Annotated in this window: 18 protein-coding genes; 4 read left to right on the top strand and 14 right to left on the bottom strand. The window is 71.1% G+C overall.

The genetic code is table 11. The features are described 5' to 3' along the window. Positions 1-37 precede the first annotated feature (37 nt). The 5 genes from ACX12L_RS12515 to ACX12L_RS12495 all read right to left on the bottom strand — a co-directional run bounded on the left by ACX12L_RS12515 (position 38) and on the right by ACX12L_RS12495 (position 4,842). On the bottom strand, positions 38-1,042 hold the full coding sequence (locus tag ACX12L_RS12515) for a GGDEF domain-containing protein (RefSeq protein ID WP_459262886.1): 1,005 nt from the start codon (positions 1,040-1,042) through the stop codon (positions 38-40). 11 nt (positions 1,043-1,053) lie between these two features. Then, positions 1,054-1,788, bottom strand: a complete 735-nt coding sequence (gene trmB, locus ACX12L_RS12510; protein ID WP_459262885.1) for a tRNA (guanosine(46)-N7)-methyltransferase TrmB — start codon at positions 1,786-1,788, stop codon at positions 1,054-1,056. Continuing rightward, entirely contained in the window at positions 1,785-2,741 is a 957-nt protein-coding gene (gluQRS, locus tag ACX12L_RS12505; protein WP_459262884.1) for a tRNA glutamyl-Q(34) synthetase GluQRS, read from the bottom strand. The genes trmB and gluQRS overlap by 4 nt, the downstream gene beginning before the upstream one ends. Then, positions 2,738-3,832, bottom strand: coding sequence for an NAD(P)/FAD-dependent oxidoreductase (locus ACX12L_RS12500; protein ID WP_459262883.1), 1,095 nt, complete (start codon positions 3,830-3,832; stop codon positions 2,738-2,740). Before ACX12L_RS12500 ends, gluQRS begins: the two co-directional genes overlap by 4 nt. 74 nt (positions 3,833-3,906) lie before the next feature. Then, entirely contained in the window at positions 3,907-4,842 is a 936-nt protein-coding gene (locus tag ACX12L_RS12495) for a LysR family transcriptional regulator (RefSeq protein WP_459262882.1), read from the bottom strand. Between the two features lie 106 nt (positions 4,843-4,948). On the opposite strand from ACX12L_RS12495, the gene ACX12L_RS12490 reads away from it, so the two are divergent. Continuing rightward, on the top strand, positions 4,949-5,650 hold the full coding sequence (locus ACX12L_RS12490; RefSeq protein ID WP_459262881.1) for a pirin family protein: 702 nt from the start codon (positions 4,949-4,951) through the stop codon (positions 5,648-5,650). A 72-nt stretch (positions 5,651-5,722) separates the two neighbouring features. Here the strand turns inward: ACX12L_RS12490 and ACX12L_RS12485 are convergent, their stop codons facing one another. The 9 genes from ACX12L_RS12485 to ACX12L_RS12445 all read right to left on the bottom strand — a co-directional run bounded on the left by ACX12L_RS12485 (position 5,723) and on the right by ACX12L_RS12445 (position 15,145). After that, positions 5,723-6,466 carry an arginyltransferase gene (locus tag ACX12L_RS12485; RefSeq protein ID WP_459262880.1) on the bottom strand — a complete coding sequence of 248 codons (744 nt, stop codon included), beginning with the start codon at positions 6,464-6,466 and terminating at the stop codon, positions 5,723-5,725. After that, the gene (gene aat, locus ACX12L_RS12480) at positions 6,463-7,215 is read right to left on the bottom strand and encodes a leucyl/phenylalanyl-tRNA--protein transferase (protein WP_459262879.1); all 753 of its coding nucleotides are present in this window, start codon (positions 7,213-7,215) and stop codon (positions 6,463-6,465) included. Before aat ends, ACX12L_RS12485 begins: the two co-directional genes overlap by 4 nt. A 50-nt stretch (positions 7,216-7,265) precedes the next feature. Then, entirely contained in the window at positions 7,266-8,714 is a 1,449-nt protein-coding gene (locus ACX12L_RS12475) for an aldehyde dehydrogenase family protein (RefSeq protein ID WP_459262878.1), read from the bottom strand. A gap of 72 nt (positions 8,715-8,786) precedes the next feature. Further along, positions 8,787-10,124: an enolase C-terminal domain-like protein gene (locus tag ACX12L_RS12470; protein ID WP_459262877.1), complete on the bottom strand. Its 1,338-nt coding sequence runs from the start codon at positions 10,122-10,124 to the stop codon at positions 8,787-8,789. Positions 10,125-10,156: 32 nt separating this feature from the next. Continuing rightward, entirely contained in the window at positions 10,157-11,149 is a 993-nt protein-coding gene (locus tag ACX12L_RS12465) for a 2-hydroxyacid dehydrogenase (protein ID WP_459262876.1), read from the bottom strand. Between the two features lie 16 nt (positions 11,150-11,165). Then, a complete protein-coding gene (locus tag ACX12L_RS12460) occupies positions 11,166-12,119 on the bottom strand; it encodes a Bug family tripartite tricarboxylate transporter substrate binding protein (protein WP_459262875.1) in 954 nt (317 codons plus the stop codon). A gap of 50 nt (positions 12,120-12,169) precedes the next feature. Then, positions 12,170-13,081, bottom strand: coding sequence for a 5-dehydro-4-deoxyglucarate dehydratase (kdgD, locus tag ACX12L_RS12455; protein ID WP_094438555.1), 912 nt, complete (start codon positions 13,079-13,081; stop codon positions 12,170-12,172). A 72-nt stretch (positions 13,082-13,153) separates the two neighbouring features. Further along, a complete protein-coding gene (locus ACX12L_RS12450) occupies positions 13,154-14,140 on the bottom strand; it encodes a Bug family tripartite tricarboxylate transporter substrate binding protein (protein WP_459262874.1) in 987 nt (328 codons plus the stop codon). Positions 14,141-14,353: 213 nt separating this feature from the next. Next, positions 14,354-15,145, bottom strand: coding sequence for a FadR/GntR family transcriptional regulator (locus ACX12L_RS12445; RefSeq protein WP_459262873.1), 792 nt, complete (start codon positions 15,143-15,145; stop codon positions 14,354-14,356). 44 nt (positions 15,146-15,189) lie between these two features. On the opposite strand from ACX12L_RS12445, the gene ACX12L_RS12440 reads away from it, so the two are divergent. Genes ACX12L_RS12440 through garD form a run of 3 tightly spaced genes read left to right on the top strand, consistent with a single transcriptional unit; the run spans position 15,190 to position 19,141 of the window. Next, the gene (locus tag ACX12L_RS12440; RefSeq protein WP_459262872.1) at positions 15,190-16,497 is read left to right on the top strand and encodes a glucarate dehydratase family protein; all 1,308 of its coding nucleotides are present in this window, start codon (positions 15,190-15,192) and stop codon (positions 16,495-16,497) included. Positions 16,498-16,521: 24 nt separating this feature from the next. Beyond that, the gene (locus ACX12L_RS12435) at positions 16,522-17,520 is read left to right on the top strand and encodes a Bug family tripartite tricarboxylate transporter substrate binding protein (protein ID WP_459262871.1); all 999 of its coding nucleotides are present in this window, start codon (positions 16,522-16,524) and stop codon (positions 17,518-17,520) included. A gap of 40 nt (positions 17,521-17,560) precedes the next feature. Continuing rightward, positions 17,561-19,141: a galactarate dehydratase gene (gene garD, locus ACX12L_RS12430; RefSeq protein ID WP_459262870.1), complete on the top strand. Its 1,581-nt coding sequence runs from the start codon at positions 17,561-17,563 to the stop codon at positions 19,139-19,141. Positions 19,142-19,179 lie beyond the last annotated feature (38 nt).

The raw sequence follows: 19,179 nt of genomic DNA, 5'->3' as shown, positions 1-19,179 counted from the left end.
TCGTGCAAAACACCCGCCATTACGGCGGGTGTTTCGTCTAGAACAGCTCCGCCTCGTCGTGGGCGATCTTCACCTGCAGCACGCCGCTTTGCACCAGGTCGTCGTAGAAGCAGACCCGGTTGCGCCCGTTCTCCTTGGCGTGGTAGAGCGCCTGGTCGGCGCGGCCCAGGGCTTCCACGGGCGAGCCCTGCTGCGAGGCGACGAAGCCGATGCTCACGGTGATTTGCCCGATCTGGGGGAATGCGTGCGCCTGCATGGCCATGCGCAGGCGCTCGAGCGCCTGGCGCGCCTGGGCCAGCGTGGCGGAGCGCAGCAGCACCACGAATTCCTCGCCGCCGAAGCGGAAGATGCGGTCCTGGCTCTTGAACTGCGTGCGCAGCACGTTGGCCACCAGGATCAGCACCTCGTCGCCGTACAGGTGGCCGAAGCGGTCGTTGACCGACTTGAAATGGTCGATGTCGATCACCGCCAGCCACTGGCGCGGCAGGTCGGCGCCGTCGTCCGCTGCCGGGGCGCTGCCGGCCTGGCGGGCAAGCTGTTCCTCGAAGGTCTTGCGGTTGAGCAGGCCCGTGAGCGCGTCGCGTTCGCTGTAGTCCAGCAGGTTCTGGTAGTTCTGGTAGACGAGGGCCACGCCCTTGACCACGTCGTGCCGGTGGTTCTTGAAGGCGCGCGACTGGGTGATCTCCAGGCAGGTGGTGGCGCGCCCCGCCTGCCACACGGGCAGCCACAGCGTGTGGCGGCCGGGCATGGAGCGCTGGGCGCTTTCGCCGCCGGCCGCGATGCATTGGGCCAGCTCGGGCGTGCGGTCCAGCGGCATGCGCTGCGGGTCGCCGGCCGCGTCGTGCTCGCTGGAGACGATCTGCCCGTCCTGGCTCCAGCTGCGCGGGCGCAGCATGGCGGCATGGTCCTGCTCGAAGAGTTCCAGTGCCCGCACCTGCACGATGTGGCCCAGCCCGAGCAGGGTGGACAGCACCGACACCTCCAGCCGCAGATGATCGCGGTGGGCGGTCATTTCGGCCAGGTTGCGCAGCAGGGGCTTCATCGGTCAGGGTGTCAGCGGCGCGTGAACACCAGGTCCCACACGCCATGGCCCAGGCGCATGCCGCGGTTCTCGAACTTGGTCAGGGGACGGTACCCGGGCTGCGGCGCATAGTCCTGGGCGGTGTTGGCCAGCAGCGGTTCGGCCGACAGCACCTCCAGCATCTGCTCGGCATAGGGCTGCCAGTCGGTGGCGCAGTGGATGTAGCCGCCGGGCTTGAGGCGCGCCGCCAGCCTGGCCACCAGCGGCGGCTGGATCAGGCGGCGCTTGTTGTGGCGCTTCTTGTGCCAGGGGTCGGGAAAGAAGATGTGCACGCCGTCGAGCGAGGCCGGCGCCAGCATGTGCTCCAGCACCTCCACGGCATCGTGCTGCAGGATGCGGATGTTCTCGATGCCGTGCTCGCCGATGCGCTTGAGCAGCGCGCCCACGCCGGGTTCGTGCACCTCGCAGCACAGGAAGTTGTCGCCGGGGCGCACGCGCGCGATGTGGGCCGTGGCCTCGCCCATGCCGAAGCCGATCTCCAGCACCAGCGGCGCGCTGCGGCCGAAGGCAGCGGCGGCGTCGAGCGGTGCGGGCGCATAGTCCAGCACATAGCGCGGCCCCAGGTCTTCGAGGGCCTTGGCCTGGCCGCTGGTGGTGCGGCCGGCGCGGCGCACGTAGCTTTTGATGCCCTTGGGATGGGCGACACCGGCCGGCGCGGTGCCGGGCGTTGCGGGGTGGGATTCTTGGAGGAAAGGGGTTTGCGTCACAGCGGCGGATTGTAGATTCGCGCCCAGGCCCCGGCCCACAGCGCGAGCACCTGCGCGACACCGCTCGCGCCTGCCGCCGGCGGCAGGCCCAGCACCCGGGCCGCATCGGCCAGCGCCTGCAGCGGACGGCCGTCGTCGATGGGCGGCGCGCCATGCTGCTTGGAGAGCTTCTCGCCGTCCGGCGCGCGCACCAGCGGCGTGTGCAGGTAGCGCAGCGCGGGCAGTGCCAGGGCCGACTGCAGCAGGATCTGGCGCGGGGTGTTGTCCGCCAGGTCTTCGCCGCGCACGACGTGGGTCACGCCCTGGTCGGCGTCGTCCACCACCACCGCCAGCTGGTAGGCCCACAGGCCGTCGGCGCGCCGCAGCACGAAGTCGCCCACCTGGCGGGCCACGTCCTGGAACTGCGGGCCCAGGCGCCTGTCGGTCCAGTGGATGCCGTCGTTTGCTATCGATAGGGGAGCATCTGGCGCTTGTCTGTCAAGCGCTGGAGGCATTTTTGCTTGGTAATCGGTGGCATTGAAGCGCCAGGCGCGCGGCGCGCGGCCGTGCAGGCCCTGGCGGCAGGTGCCGGGGTAGGGGCGCTCCACGTGGCGCTCGTGCGCCAGGCCCTGGGCCCGCAGGGCGGCTTCTATGTCGCGGCGCGTGCAGGCGCAGGGGTAGGCCAGCCGGGCCTGCAGCAACTGGTCCAGCGCCTGCTGGTAGCGCGCGCCGCGGCTGGATTGGTACAGCGGCGGCTCGTCCGGCAGCAGGCCGCAGGCGGCCAGCTGGGACAGGATGCGCCCGGCCGCACCGGGGGGGCAGCGCGGCGGGTCCACGTCCTCGATGCGCACCAGCCAGCGCCCGCCGGCCGCGCGCGCGTCCAGCCAGCTGGCGAGGGCGGCCACGAGCGAGCCCGCATGCAGCGGCCCGGTGGGCGAGGGGGCGAAGCGGCCGACGTAGCCCGCCGCGCTCATGCGGCGGCGAGGGCCAGCTCCAGGCCGGAGACGAAGGCGTCCTCCAGCCGGTGGCCCAGGCACCAGTCGCCGCAGGCGCCCAGGCCCGCGGCGGCGTCCCACAGGAAGCTCTGGCCCAGGGGCTTCTGCGTCTGGGCGTAGCGCCAGCGGCGCATCTCGGCGTGGGTGGGCGTGGCGTGTATGCCGGTGACTTCGGCGAAGGCCTTGATGAGCTTGGCCTGCACGCGCGCCGCGTCGTCGCTCAGGTGCTCCAGCGACCAGGCGGGGCTGGCCTGCACCGTCCAGCGCTCGATCTGCTTGCGGCCGGGCTTGCTCGACTCGCGCGCCAGCCAGGCGATGCGGTGGTGCGTGCTGCGCGCGGCGTTCCACTGCGGCCCCAGCGTGGTCAGGCCCGGGCGCACGGCGTGGGCGAAGGCCAGCATCAGCGTCCAGCAGGGGGCGATGTCCACGGCGTCGAGTGCCTGGCCCCAGGGCGCGGCCACGCCCGAGCGCTGCAGCAGCGCCTGCGCCAGCGGGGCCGGCTGGGCCAGCACCACGGCGTCGAAGCCGCCGTGCAGGTGGGTGTCGCCGCCCAGCGTCTCGCAGTGCAGCTGCCAGGCCGTGGGGCGCATGGGGTCGCGCTCGATGCGCGTGACGGCCGTGTGCGTGTGCAGCCGGCCCTCGTCCGCCAGCGGCTCGGCCCAGGCATGGACCAGCGCGTCCATGGTGGGGGCGGCCACCCAGTGCGCCTCGCCCGGCATGCGCGTGGCCGTGGCCACGCGGCCCGCGGCGTCCAGCACGCGGATGGTGGTGGCGCTCCAGGCGCGGCACAGGCCGGGCACGGTGTCCAGGGCGCGCTGGAAGCGCGCGTCGCGCACGGTGAAGTACTGCGCGCCGGTATCGAAGCTGCCGAAGGGCGAGGCCAGCGCCGCCGTGCGTCCGCCGCTGTGGGGCGCCTTCTCGAACACGGTCACGGCGTGGCCCGCCTGGGCCAGCGTGCGCGCGCAGGCGATGCCCGCCATGCCGGCGCCGACGATGGCGAAGCGCCGCGCCGAGGCGGCGGGCATGCCGTGTTTCAACCGATTGCTGGAGCGGGGGCGGGATGCTGTCATGGCGGGCTTTCGTAAACACGTTCTCGGATAGCGATGACTCTACACGCGCCGCCCCTCGCCGCGCACACGGCTTCTCAGAAATGATGGTGATTTTCGAGCAGGGCCAGGCGCGTGGCCGGGCTTTGCAGCTGCGACAGCCACCATTGCAGGGCCCGCCCCGGGGCGGTGGCGCCGGGCCCGCCCCATTGGTAGTTCATGGGCACGGTGCGCGCCGGGCGCACCACTTCGCGCACCACCAGGTGGCCGGCCTCGACGTAGGGGCGCACCATGGGCTCGGGCAGGAAGCCGCCGCCCAGGCCGCGCAGCTGGGCCTGGATCTTGGCGCGCATGTTGTCCACGGTGAATACGTCCTGCCCCGCCAGGATGCCTATGGTGACGTTGCCGCGCCGCGCCGAGTCGGCCACGGCAATCAGGCGGTGCGCGCGCAGCGTGGCGTCGTCGATCGGCTCGGGCGCCCGCGCCAGCGGGTGGTGCGGGGCCACGACGAAGATGAAGCGCAGCTCGCCCAGCGGCGCGGACTGCAGGCCCGCCACGTTGGCGGAGCCGGTCACGCCGATGGCCAGGTCCGCGTGGCCCGAGGCCAGCGCCTCGGCCGTGCCGCTCAGGATGCCGTCGCGCCACTTGAGGCGCGTAGGCGGCCCGAGGGCGTAGAACGCCTCCACGAGCTCCAGCATGGTGGTGGGGGAGATCACGCCGTCCACCGACAGGGTCAGCTGCGGCTCCCAGCCCGTGGCCACGCGGCGCACGCGGTTGGCGATGGCGTCCACGTCCTCCAGCACGCGCCGGCCCTCGCGCAGCAGCTCCAGGCCGGCGTCGGTGGGGCGGGCCTGGCGCGCGCTGCGGTCGAACAGCAGCACGTCGAGCGCGTCCTCGATCTGGCGCACGCGGTAGGTCAGCGCGCTGGGCACCAGGCCCAATGCGCGTGCGGCCGCGGCGAAGCTGCCGGTCTCGGCAATGGCCTGCAGCATGGCGAGGTTGTCCGGGGTCAGCGCATCGCGGGTATTTTGCATGGTCTATCCATTGCTTGTTCAATTGGTTTGAATGATGCCTTCAAGCCCGCAGTCCCCGCAAGCGCCGGCGCGGGCCTACATTGGCGGGTATCTCAAGGAGCACTGCATGCTGACCATCCGCAAATCCCAGGACCGCGGCCATGCCGACCATGGCTGGCTCAACTCGTACCACAGCTTCTCGTTCGCGGGCTACCACGACCCGCGCCACATGGGCTGGGGCAACCTGCGCGTCATCAACGAAGACCGCATCGCCCCCGGCACGGGCTTCGGCACGCACGGCCACCGCGACATGGAGATCATCAGCTACGTGCTGTCGGGTGAGCTGGCGCACCAGGACAGCATGGGCAACGTGAAGGGCATACCGCCGGGCGACGTGCAGCGCATGAGCGCGGGCACGGGCGTGATGCACAGCGAGTTCAACCACGCCCAGGGCCAGGCCACGCATTTCCTGCAGATCTGGATCGAGCCCGACGTGCGCGGCATCGCGCCGAGCTACGACCAGGTGAGCGTGCCCGAGGCGGACAAGCGCGGCCGGCTGCGGCTCGTGGCCTCGCCCACGGGCGGGCCGGGCGTGGTGCGCATCCATGCCGATGCGTCGCTGCACGCGGGGCTGTTCGACGGGGCCGAGTGCGCCACGCTGGCGCTGGATCCGCAGCGCAAGGCCTACGTGCACCTGGTGCGCGGCGCGCTGCAGGTCAACGGCACGCCGCTGCAGGGCGGCGACGCGGCGCTGCTGGAGGGCGAGGCGCAGATCCGGCTGGACGGCGGCCGCGACGCGGAGGTGCTGGTGTTCGACCTGGCGCCGTGAGCGGGTTGCTATTCAATAGAGAGCTGGCAGCGCTTGCTGGACGGGCGCTGGAGGCCGATCTGGCTTGAAACTTCAGCCTCCGGCAGGCGGCTGCCACTTCCCGCCGATGAGCAGCTCGTGCGGCAGGAAGCGCGCCTTGTAGTTCATCTTGGGGCTTTGCTCTATCCAGTAGCCCAGGTAGACATGGGGCAGGCCCAGCGCGCGGGCCTGCTGCAGCTGCCACAGCACGTTGTAGGTGCCATAGCTCGCGCCCTCCTCGGGCTCGTAGAAGGTGTAGACGGCGGAGAGGCCATCCTCCAGCACGTCGAGGATAGACACCATCTTGAGCGCGCCGGGCCGGCCATGCGTGTCGGGCTCGCGGAATTCGACCAGCCGCGAGTTGACGCGGCTTTGCAGCAGGAACTGCGTGTACTGGTCGATGCTGTCGTGGTCCATGCCGCCGCCCGCGTGGCGCGCGGTCTGGTAGCGCAGGTACAGCTGGTAATGCTCGGGCACGTAGCACAGGCGCAGCACGCGCGCCTGCAGGCCGGCGTGGCGCCTCCAGGCGCGGCGCTGGCTGCGGTCGGGGCGGAACGGCTCGGCCAGCACGCGCAGCGGGATGCAGGCCTGGCAGCCCTCGCAGTGCGGGCGGTAGGTGAACATGCCGCTGCGCCTGAAGCCCCGCGCCACGAGGTCGGAGTACACGGCGTTCTGGATCAGGTGGCTGGGCGTGGCCACCTGCGAGCGCGCCTGCCGCTGTGGCAGGTAGCTGCACGGATAGGGCGCCGTGGCATAGAACTGCAGGCTTTGCAGCGGAAGGTCGTTGAGCTGGGTCACGCCGCGGAGGTCGGTGGCAAAAGCGCGTTCCAGTATACGGGCTCGAATCGCCAGTCGCAGGGGGGCTCTGCCCGGGCCCGGGCCACGTGGCGCAGGAACTGCGCGCGGCCGATCTCGCGCGCGCCCAGCGATGCCAGGTGGCCGGTGTTCTGCTGGCAGTCGATCAGCGCCACGCCCTCGCGCCGGCACAGGCAGACGAGCGCGGCCAGCGCGATCTTGGAGGCGTCGGTCGCGTGCGCGAACATCGACTCGCCGAACACCGCGCGCCCCAGCGCCACGCAGTACAGCCCGCCCGCCAGCCGGCCATCCATCCAGGTCTCCACGCTGTGCGCATGGCCCGCGGCGTGCAGCGCCTCGTAGGCCGCCACCATGCGCGGCACGATCCAGGTGCCGTCCTGGCCGGCGCGCGGCGTCTGCGCGCAGGCGCGGATCACGGCGGGGAAGTCGCTGTCGATGCGCACCTCGCAGCCCGGCGTGGCGCGAAACCGCTGCAGCACGCGGCGCAGCGAGCGGTGCAGGCGGAACTCCTGCACGTGCAGCACCATGCGCGGGTCGGGGCTCCACCACAGGATGGGCTGGCCCGCGCCGAACCACGGGAAGATGCCCTGCCGGTATGCCGCGAGCAGGTAGGGCACGTCCAGCTCGCCGCCGGCCGCGAGCAGCCCGGGGGCCGGGGATGCTGCGTCCCAGCTGCGGCTGGGGTGCGGGAAACCGTCGGGCGATTGGATCCAGGGCAGGGGAGAGGACACGCGAGGAGAGGAAAGCCGGCCAAGGCGGGCATTCTCTCCTGACAACGCCCTCAGGCCAGCGTATAGGCCGTTTTCACCGTGGTGTAGAACTCCTGCGCGTGGCGCCCCTGCTCGCGCGGGCCGTAGCTGCTGCCCTTGCGGCCGCCGAAGGGCACGTGGTAGTCCACGCCCGCCGTGGGCAGGTTGACCATCACCATGCCGGCCTGGCTGTGGCGCTTGAAGTGCGTGGCGTGCTTGAGGCTCGTCGTGGCGATGCCGGCCGACAGGCCGAACGGCGTGTCGTTGGCCACGGCCAGCGCCTCCTCGTAGTCCTTCACGCGGATCACGCTGGCCACGGGGCCGAAGACCTCCTCGCGGTTGATGCGCATGCCGGGGGCGGTGTCCACGAACAGCGTGGGCGCCATGAAGAAGCCCTGCCGGCCGCTGCCCGTGTGGCAGGCCACGCGCTCGCCGCCCGCGGCCAGCCGGGCGCCCTCGGCCCTGGCGACCTCCACGCAGGCCAGGTCCTGCTCCAGCTGCGCCTGGCTGACCACCGGGCCCATGTCGGTGCCGGCGGCGCGCGCGTCGCCCACCTTGATCCTGGCCAGGCGCGCCTGCAGCGCCTCGACGAAGGCGGGGTAGATCGCGTCGGTCACGATCAGGCGGCTGGACGCCGTGCAGCGCTGGCCGGTGGAATAGAAGCCGCTTTGCGCCGACAGCTCCACGGCTTGCTGCAGATCCGCATCGTCCAGCACCACCTGCGGGTTCTTGCCGCCCATCTCCAGCTGCACCTTCTTGCCGGTCTTCACGCAGGTTTCGGCGATGCCGCGGCCCACGCCCACCGAGCCGGTGAAGCTGATGGCCGCCACGCCGGGATGGTTCACCAGCGCCTCGCCGATCACGCGCCCGCGCCCCATGACGAGGTTGAACACGCCGGCCGGGATGCCGCTTCGGTGGATGATCTCGGCCAGCGCCCATGCGCAGCCCGGCACCAGGTCGGCGGGCTTCAGCACCACGCAGTTGCCGAAGGCCAGGGCCGGGGCGATCTTCCAGGCGGGAATGGCGATGGGGAAGTTCCACGGCGTGATGAGGCCCACCACGCCGATGGGCTCGCGCGTGATCTCCACGCCGATGCCGGGGCGCACGGACGGGACCGTCTCGCCCGCCAGGCGCAGGCATTCGCCGGCGAAGAACTTGAAGATCTGGCCCGCGCGCGCCACTTCGCCGATGGCCTCGGGGCGGGTCTTGCCCTCCTCGCGCGCGAGCAGGTCGCCGAGCTCTTCCTTGCGCGCCAGGATCTCGTTGCCGATCCTGTCCAGCGCGTCGTGGCGCGCCTGGATGCCCGAGGTGCTCCAGGCCGGGAACGCGGCCGTGGCCGCGGCGACGGCGGCCTGCACGTCGGAGGCTGAGCCCTGGGCGTATTCGCCGATGACGTCGGCGAGGTCGCTGGGGTTGGTGTTGGGGGCATGGGACGCGCCGGGCGTCCACTCGCCGCCGATCAGGTTGTGGTGCTGTGTCATGGTGTCTTGAAGGTTTTTTGGCCTCCAGCGCCCGCTGGGCGGGCGATGGCAGCTATCGAAATGGGAGTGCGGTCAGCGCACCATGCAGGGGCGCTTGTTGTCGAAGGCCCAGCCCGGGATCAGATACTGCATGGCCAGGACGTCGTCGCGCGCGCCCAGGCCATGCTCCTGGTACAGGGCGTTGGCCCGCTGCAGCGCGGCGCGGTCCACGGTCACGCCCAGGCCCGGGGTCTGCGGCACCTCGACGAAGCCGCCTTTGATTTGCAGCGGGTTCTGGGTGAGGAACTGGCCGTCCTGCCAGATCCAGTGCGTGTCGATGGCCGTGACCTTGCCGGGCACGGCGGCGGCCACGTGGGTGAACATGGCCAGCGAGATGTCGAAGTGGTTGTTGGAGTGCGAGCCCCAGGTGAGCCCCCAGTCGCGGCAGGTCTGGCCCACGCGCACGCTGCCCGCCATGGTCCAGAAATGCGGGTCGGCCAGCGGGATGTCCACCGACTGCAGCGCGAGCGCGTGCACCATCTGGCGCCAGTCGGTGGCGATCATGTTGGTGGCCGTGGGCAGGCCGGTGGCGCGGCGGAATTCGGCCATGACTTCGCGGCCCGAGAAGCCGCCCTCGGCGCCGCAGGGGTCCTCGGCGTAGGCGAGCACGCCGCGCATGTCGCGCATCAGGCGGATGGCGTCTCTCAAAAGCCAGCCGCCGTTGGGGTCCAGCGTCACGCGGGCCTGGGGGAAGCGCCGGGCCAGGGCGGCGGCGGCCTCGACCTCCTGCTCGCCGGCGAGCACGCCGCCCTTGAGCTTGAAGTCGTTGAAGCCGTAGCGCGCGTGCGCGGCCTCGGCCTGGCGCACTATGGATTCGGGCGTCATGGCCTCCATGTGGCGCACCTGGGTCCAGTCGTCGGTGCCGCTCTTGTCCTCGCCGGGCTTCACGTAGGGCAGGCCGGTCCTGTCGCTGGGGCCGACGAAGAACAGGTAGCCCAGCATCTCCACGCGCTCGCGCTGCTGGCCCTCGCCGAGCAGCGCGGCCACGGGCACGCCCAGGTGCTGGCCCAGCAGGTCCAGCAGCGCCGATTCCACGGCCGTGACGGCGTGCACGCCGATGCGCAGGTCGAAGGTCTGCAGGCCGCGCCCGCCCGCGTCGCGGCCTTCCAGGTTCTTCTGCACCTGCTGCAGCAGCTGCAGGCGCCGGCCGATGGACTGGCCGACGAGCACGCGCCTGCTGTCCTCCAGCGCCTGGCGTATGCCTTCGCCGCCCGGCACCTCGCCCACGCCGGTGCGGCCGGCGCTGTCGTGGATGAGCACGACGTTGCGCGTGAAGAAGGGTGCATGCGCGCCGCTCAGGTTCATCAGCATGCCGTCGCGGCCGGCGACGGGGATGACTTCGATGTCGGTGATGGTGGGTGTCTGGGTCATGGCGGGTACGAGGGTGTGGGGTGGAAGGGGCGTCAGGCGGCCTGCGCCTGCCGGGCCGCGGCGGCCTCGGCGGACCAGGGCACCTCGGCCACGGGGTGGCCGGCGGCGAGGCAGTGCGCGAGGTTCTCCAGCACCAGGTCGGCCATGGCGCGCCGGGTCTCGTGCGTGCCGCTGGCGATGTGCGGCGCCAGCACCACGTTGTCCAGCGCCAGCAGCGCGGGCAGGGGGCGGGGCTCGTCCTCGAACACGTCCAGGCCCGCACCTGCGATGCGCCCGCCCTGCAGCGCGGCGGCCAGCGCGGCTTCATGAACAACGCTGCCGCGCGCCACGTTGACGAGGAAACCGTTGGGGCCGAGCGCGTCGAGCACCTCGGCATCCACCAAGTGGCGCGTGCCCTCGCCGCCGGCGGCGGTGACGACCAGGAAGTCCGCCCAGCGCGCAAGATCCAGCAGCGAGGGCAGGTACCGGTGGGGCGAGCCTTCGACGGGGCGCCGGTTGTGGTAGGCCACCTGCATGTCGAAGCCGGCCGCGCGCCGCGCCACGGCACTGCCTATGCGGCCCATGCCGAAGATGCCCAGGCGCTTGCCGCTGGCGCGCGTGTGTACGCCGAAGCGCTGGCGGCTCCAGTCGCCGCGGCGCACGAAGCGGTCGGCCGCGGACAGGCCGCGCGCCGCGTCGAGCAGCAGGGCGAAGGCCATGTCGGCCACGCAGTCGTCGAGCACGCCGGGGGTGTAGCCCACGCGCGCGCCGCGGCGCAGCAGCGCCTGCCGGTCCAGCGCGTCGAAGCCCACGCCGAAGCTGCTCACGTACCTGAGGTGGGGCAGGGCGTCGACCACGTGGGCGGGCAGGCCCATGGCGGCGGAGGTGACCACGCAGCCGAACGTGGCGCCGTGCCCGGCCAGGAAGCGGGCGGGGTCGGCCTGCTCGCTGAGCACGGCCACGTCGTAGCGCTCGGCCAGTTCGCGGTCGAGCGCGGGCAGGGGCATCCTGCCGTACTGGAGGATGCGGGGAAGGGGTTGCGTCATGGAGTGTGGGGCGGGGTCAGTCCGCCGTGATCCTGCGGGTCTCGATCAGCGTCTTCCAGCGCGCGTACTCGCGCGCCTGGAAGGCCGCGAACTCCTCGGGCGTGTTGGCCACGATCTCCATGCCCTGCTCGGCCAGGCGCTTCTTCAGCGCCGGCTCGCCGATGGCCTGGATGGCGGCGTCGGCCAGCTTCTTCTTCACCTCGGTGCTCAATCCCCTGGGGGCGGCCAGGCCCTGCCAGGAATAGATCTCGGCGCCCTTCACGCCGGCCTCGGCCAGCGTGGGCACGTCGGGCAGCACGGGCGAGCGCTTGTCGCCGGTGACGGCGATCGCATGCAGCTTGCCGGCGCGGATGTGCGGAAGCACGGCGTTCACGTTCTGGAACGAGAAGTCCACCTGGCCGCCCAGCAGGTCGTTGATGGCCGGCGCGCCGCCCTTGTAGGGGATGTGCAGGCCCGAGGTGCTGCTCTGCTGCCAGAACAGCTCGGCCGAGAGGTGGTCCGACGAGCCGTTGCCCGAGCTGGCGAAGCTGATCTTGCCGGGCTGGGCCTTGAGCGCGGCGATCACATCGGCCACGGTGCGCGCCTTCTGCGCGGGCGAGGCCACGAGCACGTTGGGTGCCTGCACGGGCAGGCTGATGTAGTCGAAGTCCTTGACCGCGTCGTACGGGATGTTCTTCACGAGATGCGGCGCGATCACGAAGGGGCCGAGCGATGCCACGAGGAGCGTGTAGCCGTCGGGCGCGGCGCGCTTGACCGCGGTGGCGCCTATGGTGCCCGTGGCGCCGGGGCGATTGTCCACCACGAAGGGCTGGCCCAGCTTCTCGCCCATGTGCTGCGCCATGGCGCGGGCGATCATGTCGGTGGAGCCGCCCGCCGGGAAGGGCACGATGACGTTCACGCTCTTCTCGGGCCACGCGGCCGCGGCGGACAGGGCCACGCTGGCCGCGAGGGCCATGAGGATCTTCTTCATTGGTCTGCTCCTTGTGTGTGTTCTTGCAATGGAGGCGGCCCCGCTCCGCGTCAGGCCTGCTCGACCTTGCGGATCAGCGCGGCCAGCATCTCGACCTCGTCGGGCTGGAGGTCCGCCAGCGGCGGGCGCACCGGGCCCGCGGGGTGGCCCACGATGCGCGCGCCGGCCTTGATGATGCTCACGGCGTAGCCCGCGCTGCGGTTGCGGATCTTCAGGTAGGGCATGAAGAAGTCCTTGAGCAGCTGGTGCTGGGTGGCCTGGTCGTCGTTCTTCACGGCCTCGTAGAAGCGCATGGCCGTCCTGGGGATGAAGTTGAAGACGGCCGACGAGTACACGGGCGTGCCCAGCGCCTTGTAGGCCGCGGCGTAGACCTCGGCCGTGGGCAGGCCGCCCAGGTAGGCCAGGCGGTCGCCCATGGCGAGGAACATGCTGGCCATGCCCTCGATGTCGCCCACGCCGTCCTTGAAGCCCACCAGGTTGGGGTTGCGCTCGCACAGGCGCGCCACGGTCTCGGGCGTGTAGCGGCTCACGCCGCGGTTGTAGATGATCACGCCGAAGTCCACGCTCTTGCACACGGCCTCCACGTGGGCGGCCAGGCCTTCCTGGCTGGCCTCGGTCATGTAGTGCGGCATGAGCAGGATGCCGTGCGCGCCGGCCTTCTCCGCCGCCTGGGCGCATTCGATGGCGAAGCGCGTGGGTCCGCCCGCGCCGGCGATGATGGGCACCTTGCCCCGGCAGGTGTCCACCGCGGTCTGGATGATGGCGGGGTACTCGCCGGCCGTGAGCGAGAAGTACTCGCCCGTGCCGCCCGCGGCGAACAGGGCGCTGGCGCCGAACGGGGCCAGCCATTCCAGGCGTGCGGCATAGCTCTTGGCATCGAAGTCGCCGTTGGCATCGAAGTCGGTGATGGGGAACGACAGCAGGCCGGAGCTCATCACGTTCTTGAGGTCTTGGGGAGTCATGTCAGTCTTTCTTTGGGGGCCGCTGCGCGGCGGGTTGGGGGCGATGGGGGAAATGGATGCGTGGATGAGGCGTCAGTCGAGCTGCAGCTTTTCCTGCTGCACCACCTTGGACCAGCGGGCGCGCTCGGCGGCGAAGAACCTGTCCACCTCGGCGGGCGACATGGTCACCACCTCGGCGCCCTGGCCGGCCAGGCGCGCGCGCACCTCGGGGTTGCGGATGGCGGCGACCAGCGTTTCGCTCAGGCGTTTGACGATGGCCGGCGGCGTGCCCGCGGGCAGCATCACGCCCTGCCAGGTGCCGGTCTCGTAGCCCGCCACGCCCTGCTCGGCGATGGTGGGCACGCTGCCGATCAGCGGCATGCGCTCGCGCTTGGACACGCCCAGCAGCTTGAGCTTGCCGCTCTGCACGTGGGGGTAGGTGGCCAGCATGCCGTTCATGAGCACCTGGGTCTGGCCGGCCACCGTGTCCTGCACCGACTGCACGCCGCCCTTGTAGGGCACGTAGACCCACTTGGCGCCCGTGGCGCGGGCCAGCTCCACGCCGGCCAGGTGCGGCGCGCTGCCCGTGGCGGTGACGGCGAAGTTCAGGTCGCTGGTCTTGGACAGCTCCACCAGCTCCTTGAGGCTGTTCGCCTTGACCGAGGGGTGGACCACCAGCAGGTGGGGCGAATAGGCCAGCATGGCCGCGCCGCGCAGGTCCTTGGACGGGTCGAACGCGAGCTTGGTGTAGACGGAGGGGCTGATGGCCAGCGCGCCCAGGTCGCACAGCAGCAGGGTGTAGCCGTCGGGCGCGGACTTGGCCACGAAGTCGGCGCCCAGGTTGCCGTTGGCGCCGGGCTTGTTCTCCACGATCACCGGCTGCTTGAGCGCTTCCGACAGCTGCTGGCTGATGGAGCGGGCGATGATGTCCGAGCTACCGCCCGGAGGGTAGGGCACGACGATCTTCAGGGGGCGGCCGGGCCATTGGTCGGCGGCCTGGGCGCCGGGAGCCAGCGCGGCGGCGCACAGGCTGGCGAGGGCGACGGCGGCGGCGCGGCGGGTGAGGGGATTGTGGGGCATGCGGCGTGTCTCCTGTGGATAGTTATACGTCATCATACAACACATGACGAGTGGCGCAAGCGGTATTTCATGCCGGCGCGGCTTTTCGTTGTGCGCCGAGGGTTTGCAGGGGGCGAGTCATGCAGGAGGCCGAGCACTCTCCCGCAAGGGGAGAGGGCGCCCCCTCCGCCGGCAGAGGTCAGGGCCTTGATGAGGATGCGGCCCGGGGCCTGCTCACGAAGGCGTGCTCGCCCGCTGCGCCAGCCGCAGCCGCTCGCGCGAGTTGGTCAAGTGGATGCGCATGGCCGCGCGGGCCGAGTCGGCGTCCTGGCGCTCGATGGCGTTGTAGATCTCCTCGTGCTCGCGGTTCACGCGGCGCAGGTAGTCGGGGGCGTGCGCGGGCGACTGCAGCGAGGTGATGCGCGTGCGCGGGATCAGCAGTGCGCCGAAGTGCGCCAGGATGTCCTTGAAATACCGGTTGCCCGTGGCCTGGGCGATGCCCAGGTGGAACGCCATATCGTGCGTGATGGTGTCGCCGCCGCTGGCCGCGTGGCGCTCGAAGGCCTGCAGCGCCTCGCGCAATGTCTTCAGGTGCTCGTCGCTGCGGCGCTGGGCGGCCAGGCCGGCGGCCTCGGTCTCCAGGCTGATGCGCAGCTCCAGCACGGCCAGCACGTCCACCGACTCGCTCAGCTCGCGCGCGTCGAGGGTCAGGCCCGAGCCCTCCCGCGCGGGCAGCACGAAGGTGCCTATGCCATGGCGCGTCTCCACCAGCCCCGCGGCCTGCAGCTTGGACAGGGCCTCGCGCACCACGGTGCGGCTCACGTCGTAGCTGTGCACCAGCTCGGATTCGGTGGGCAGCTTCTCGCCTTCGCGCAGCAGACCCTGGCGGATCTTGTTCTCGAACTCTTCGGACAGCAGGTTCGCCAGGCTGCGCCCTCCGCCACGGCCGGCCTTGCCGCGCAGCGAGGATTGGGACAAGGCCGCGGAGGGGAGGGGTTCGGGTAATCCCGTGGTTGGGGCGTTCATGCATTCCATCATAATCCGTTGCAAGTCATCAGACGACATACCTCATGCAGACATCCCACGCGATCCGCCACATCCGCATCACGCCCATTGCCTTCCGCGATCCGCCGCTGCTCAACGCGGCGGGCATCCACGAACCCTGGGCGCTGCGCTCCATCATCGAGATCGAGACGGCCTCGGGCCTTGTCGGCATCAACGAGAGCTATGGCGACCAGCCCATGCTCGACGCGCTAGCCAAGGCCGCGCCGGCGCTGCAAGGGCTCTCGCCCTGGGCGCTCAATGAGATGGAGCGCCGCGTCGCGGCCCTGGTCGCGCCGCCCCGGCAGACGGCCTCGGAGTTCCTGGGCCGGCAGGTGTCGCTGGCGCCGGGCACCCATGTCTCCAAGACGGTGGCCAAGGTGGTCAGCGCGTTCGAGGTGGCCATGCTCGACCTGCAGGGCCAACTGGCCCGGGCGCCGGTCGTCGACCTGCTGGGCGGCGCGGCGCGCGAGGCCGTGCCCTTCTCGGCCTACCTGTTCTACAGGTACGCCGAGCACATCGGCAAGCCTTATGGGCCAGATTCTTCGCCCGACGCCTGGGGCGAGGCGCTCACGCCGCCGCAGCTCGTCGCCCAGGCGCGGCGCATGATTGACCAGTACGGCTTCAAGAGCATCAAGCTCAAGGCCGGGGCCCTGCCGCCCGAGCAGGAGGCCGCGGGCATCCTGGCGCTGGCCGAGGCCTTCCCCGGCACGCCGCTGCGCATAGACCCCAACGGCAACTGGACGGTTCAGACCAGCCTGAAGATCGTGCGGCAGCTGCGCGGCGTGCTGGAGTACTACGAGGACCCGGCCCCGGGCCTGGACGGCATGGCCGCCGTGGCGCGCGAGTGCGACGTGCCGCTGGCCACCAACATGGTGGTGACCGACTTCGCCGAGTTCCGCAGCAACGCCGAGATGGGCTGCCCCGTGAAGATCGTGCTGAGCGACCACCACTACTGGGGCGGCCTGCGCGCCACGCAGCGCCTGTCCACGCTGTGCAAGACCTTCGACCTGGGCCTGTCCATGCACAGCAACTCGCACCTGGGTATCAGCCTGGTGGCCATGGCACACCTGTGCGCCAGCGTGCCGCTGCTTACCTATGCCTGCGACACGCACTACCCCTGGCAGGACGAGGAGGTCGTCGAGGGCGGCCGCCTGCGCTTCGAGCAGGGCAGCCTGCGCGTGCCCACCGCGCCGGGCCTGGGTGTGACGCTGGACCGCGAGGCGCTTGCCCGCCTGCACGACAACTACCTGCGCTGCGGCATCCGCAACCGCGACGACCTCGCGCAGATGCGCAAGTACGACCCGGCCTTCACCGGCCGGCAGCCCCGCTTTTGAGATTTCTCCAGGAGACGACCCACCATGCAACGCCGCACCTTCATCCACCACACCCTCGCCGCCAGCGCCGCGCTGCTGGGCGGCTCGCAGGCCATGCCCGCCATGGCGCAGGCCCCCTGGCCCACGGGCAAGGCCATCACCTACGTGGTGCCCTTTCCGCCCGGCGGCAACACCGACACGCTGGCGCGCGTGATCGCCCAGCCCCTGGGCCAGGCGCTGGGCACGCCCGTGGTCATCGACAACAAGGGCGGCGCCGGCGGCAGCATAGGCTCGGCCCTTGCCGCGCGCGCGCCGGCCGACGGCTACACCATCCTCGGCGGCACCATCAGCTCGCACGCCATCAACGTGAGCCTGTACGCCAAGCTGGACTACGACCCCATCAAGTCCTTCACGCCCGTGGCCATGCTGGGCTCCGGCCCGCTGGTGCTGGTGGTGCCGGCGGCCAGCCCCTACAAGACGCTGGACGACGTGCTGGCCGCGAGCAAGGCCAAGGCCGCGGCGGGCGGGCTGTCCTCGGCCTCGCCGGGCACGGGCACATCGCCGCACATGGCGCTGGAGCTGCTGGCCTACCAGTCGGGCGTGAAGTTCACGCACGTACCCTACAAGGGCAGCGGCCCGGCCGTGCAGGACGTGATCGGCGGCCAGGTGGACATGATGTTCGACACCACGCTGATCGTCGGCCCCCACATCCAGTCCGGCAAGCTGCGCCCCATCGCCGTGACCAGCTCCAGGCGCCTGGAGTCGCTGCCCGACGTGCCCACCATCGCCGAAGCGGGCCAGAAGGGCTTCGACATGGGCTCCTGGCAGGCGGTGTTCGCCCCCGCGGGCACGCCCAAGGCCATCGTGGACCGGCTGCATGCCGAGATCATGAAGATCGTCGCCACGCCCGAGGTGCAGGCGCGCCTCAAGAGCTTCGGCATGATCCCCTCCACCATGACCCCCGCCGAGCTCGGCGCCTACCAGAAGGCCGAGGTGGCCAAGTGGGCGCAGGTGATCAAGGCGGCGGGCATCAAGGCCGATTGAGCCGTATCCATGACGATGCCCGTGGCGAGATGACAGTGCGATGAATACCCGAGCCCCGCTTTCCATCACCATGCACCCGGCGGACAACGTCGCCATCGTCGCCAACGACGGCGGCCTGCCCGCGGGCGCCGTGCTGCCCGGCGGCCTTGTGCTGCTCGACAGGGTGCCCCAGGCGCACAAGGTGGCGCTGGCCGACATCCCCGAGGGCGGCGCGGTGCGCCGCTACAACGTGGCCATAGGCTATGCGCTGCGGCCCATACCGGCCGGCAGCTGGGTGCACGAGCGCCTGCTCAGGATGCCCGATGCGCGCGCGCTGGATGGCCTGCCCGTCGCCACCGTCCGCCCCGCGCCGCAGGAGCCGCTGGCCGGCTACACCTTCGAGGGCTACCGCAACGCCGACGGATCCGTGGGCACGCGCAACATCCTGGCCATCACGCAGACGGTGCAGTGCGTGGCCGGGGTGACGGCCTTTGCCGTGCAGCGCATCAAGGCCGAGCTGCTGCCCAGGTACCCCCACGTGGACGACGTGGTGGCGCTGGAGCACGGCTACGGCTGCGGCGTCGCCATCGACGCGCCGGACGCCGCGGTGCCCATACGCACGCTGCGCAACATCAGCCTGAACCCGAACTTCGGCGGCGAGCTGATGGTGGTGAGCCTGGGCTGCGAGAAGCTGCAGCCCGAGCGCCTGCTGCCGCCGGGCAGCATTCCGCTGGTCGACGAGCGCAACGTGGCCGACGTGGGCGCCAGCGCCGATTCGGTGCTGGACGTGGTGTGCCTGCAGGACGAGGCGCATGTCGGCTTCATGTCCATGGTCGAGTCCATCATGCGCCAGGCCGAGGAGCACCTGGAGCGCCTGAACGCGCGCCGGCGCGAGACGGTGCCGGCCAGCGAGCTGGTGGTGGGCGTGCAGTGCGGCGGCAGCGACGCCTTCAGCGGCGTGACGGCCAACCCGGCCGTGGGCTTGTGCGCCGACCTGCTGGTGCGCGCCGGCGCCACCGTGATGTTCAGCGAGGTGACGGAGGTGCGCGACGGCATCGACCAGCTCACCGCGCGCGCCGCCACGCCCGAGGTGGCGCAGGCCCTGATCGACCAGATGGCCTGGTACGACGCCTACCTGGCGCGCGGCCGCGTGGACCGCAGCGCCAACACCACGCCGGGCAACAAGAAGGGCGGGCTGTCCAACATCGTCGAGAAGGCCATGGGCTCCATCGTCAAGAGCGGCAGCGCGCCGATCTCGGGCGTCGTCGCCCCGGGCGAGCGGGCGGCGCGAAAGGGCCTGCTCTACGCCGCCACGCCGGCCAGCGACTTCATCTGCGGCACGCTGCAGCTGGCCGCGGGCATGAACCTGCACGTCTTCACCACCGGGCGCGGCACGCCCTACGGCCTGGCCGCGTGCCCGGTCATCAAGGTGGCCACGCGCAGCGACCTGGCGCGGCGCTGGCACGACCTGATGGACGTGAACGCCGGCCGCATCGCCGACGGCGAGGCCAGCATCGAGGACGTGGGCTGGGAACTGTTCCACCTCATGCTCGACGTGGCCAGCGGCCGCAGGAAGACCTGGGCGGAGCAGTGGAAGCTGCACAACCAGCTGGTGCTGTTCAACCCCGCGCCGGTGACCTGAGCAGGCTCATTGCTCCCGAAATGAGAGCTTGCAGCGCT

The sequence above is a fragment of the Alicycliphilus sp. T452 genome (assembly GCF_054512775.1).
The sequence above is the reverse complement of the archived record's forward strand: the minus strand, read 5'-3'. Positions and strand labels throughout refer to the sequence as shown.

Excerpts from the sequence above, each read along its gene's own strand:
- ACX12L_RS12435 (WP_459262871.1), top strand. The coding sequence starts at position 16,522 with ATGCAACGCCGCACCTTCATCCACCACACCCTCGCCGCCAGCGCCGCG.
- ACX12L_RS12445 (WP_459262873.1), bottom strand. The coding sequence starts at position 15,145 with ATGAACGCCCCAACCACGGGATTACCCGAACCCCTCCCCTCCGCGGCC.
- ACX12L_RS12470 (WP_459262877.1), bottom strand. The coding sequence starts at position 10,124 with ATGACCCAGACACCCACCATCACCGACATCGAAGTCATCCCCGTCGCC.
- kdgD (WP_094438555.1), bottom strand. The coding sequence starts at position 13,081 with ATGACTCCCCAAGACCTCAAGAACGTGATGAGCTCCGGCCTGCTGTCG.
- ACX12L_RS12450 (WP_459262874.1), bottom strand. The coding sequence starts at position 14,140 with ATGCCCCACAATCCCCTCACCCGCCGCGCCGCCGCCGTCGCCCTCGCC.
- ACX12L_RS12490 (WP_459262881.1), top strand. The coding sequence starts at position 4,949 with ATGCTGACCATCCGCAAATCCCAGGACCGCGGCCATGCCGACCATGGC.
- ACX12L_RS12440 (WP_459262872.1), top strand. The coding sequence starts at position 15,190 with ATGCAGACATCCCACGCGATCCGCCACATCCGCATCACGCCCATTGCC.
- ACX12L_RS12460 (WP_459262875.1), bottom strand. The coding sequence starts at position 12,119 with ATGAAGAAGATCCTCATGGCCCTCGCGGCCAGCGTGGCCCTGTCCGCC.
- ACX12L_RS12495 (WP_459262882.1), bottom strand. The coding sequence starts at position 4,842 with ATGCAAAATACCCGCGATGCGCTGACCCCGGACAACCTCGCCATGCTG.
- ACX12L_RS12515 (WP_459262886.1), bottom strand. The coding sequence starts at position 1,042 with ATGAAGCCCCTGCTGCGCAACCTGGCCGAAATGACCGCCCACCGCGAT.
- ACX12L_RS12465 (WP_459262876.1), bottom strand. The coding sequence starts at position 11,149 with ATGACGCAACCCCTTCCCCGCATCCTCCAGTACGGCAGGATGCCCCTG.
- ACX12L_RS12475 (WP_459262878.1), bottom strand. The coding sequence starts at position 8,714 with ATGACACAGCACCACAACCTGATCGGCGGCGAGTGGACGCCCGGCGCG.
- ACX12L_RS12500 (WP_459262883.1), bottom strand. The coding sequence starts at position 3,832 with ATGACAGCATCCCGCCCCCGCTCCAGCAATCGGTTGAAACACGGCATG.
- gluQRS (WP_459262884.1), bottom strand. The coding sequence starts at position 2,741 with ATGAGCGCGGCGGGCTACGTCGGCCGCTTCGCCCCCTCGCCCACCGGG.
- garD (WP_459262870.1), top strand. The coding sequence starts at position 17,561 with ATGAATACCCGAGCCCCGCTTTCCATCACCATGCACCCGGCGGACAAC.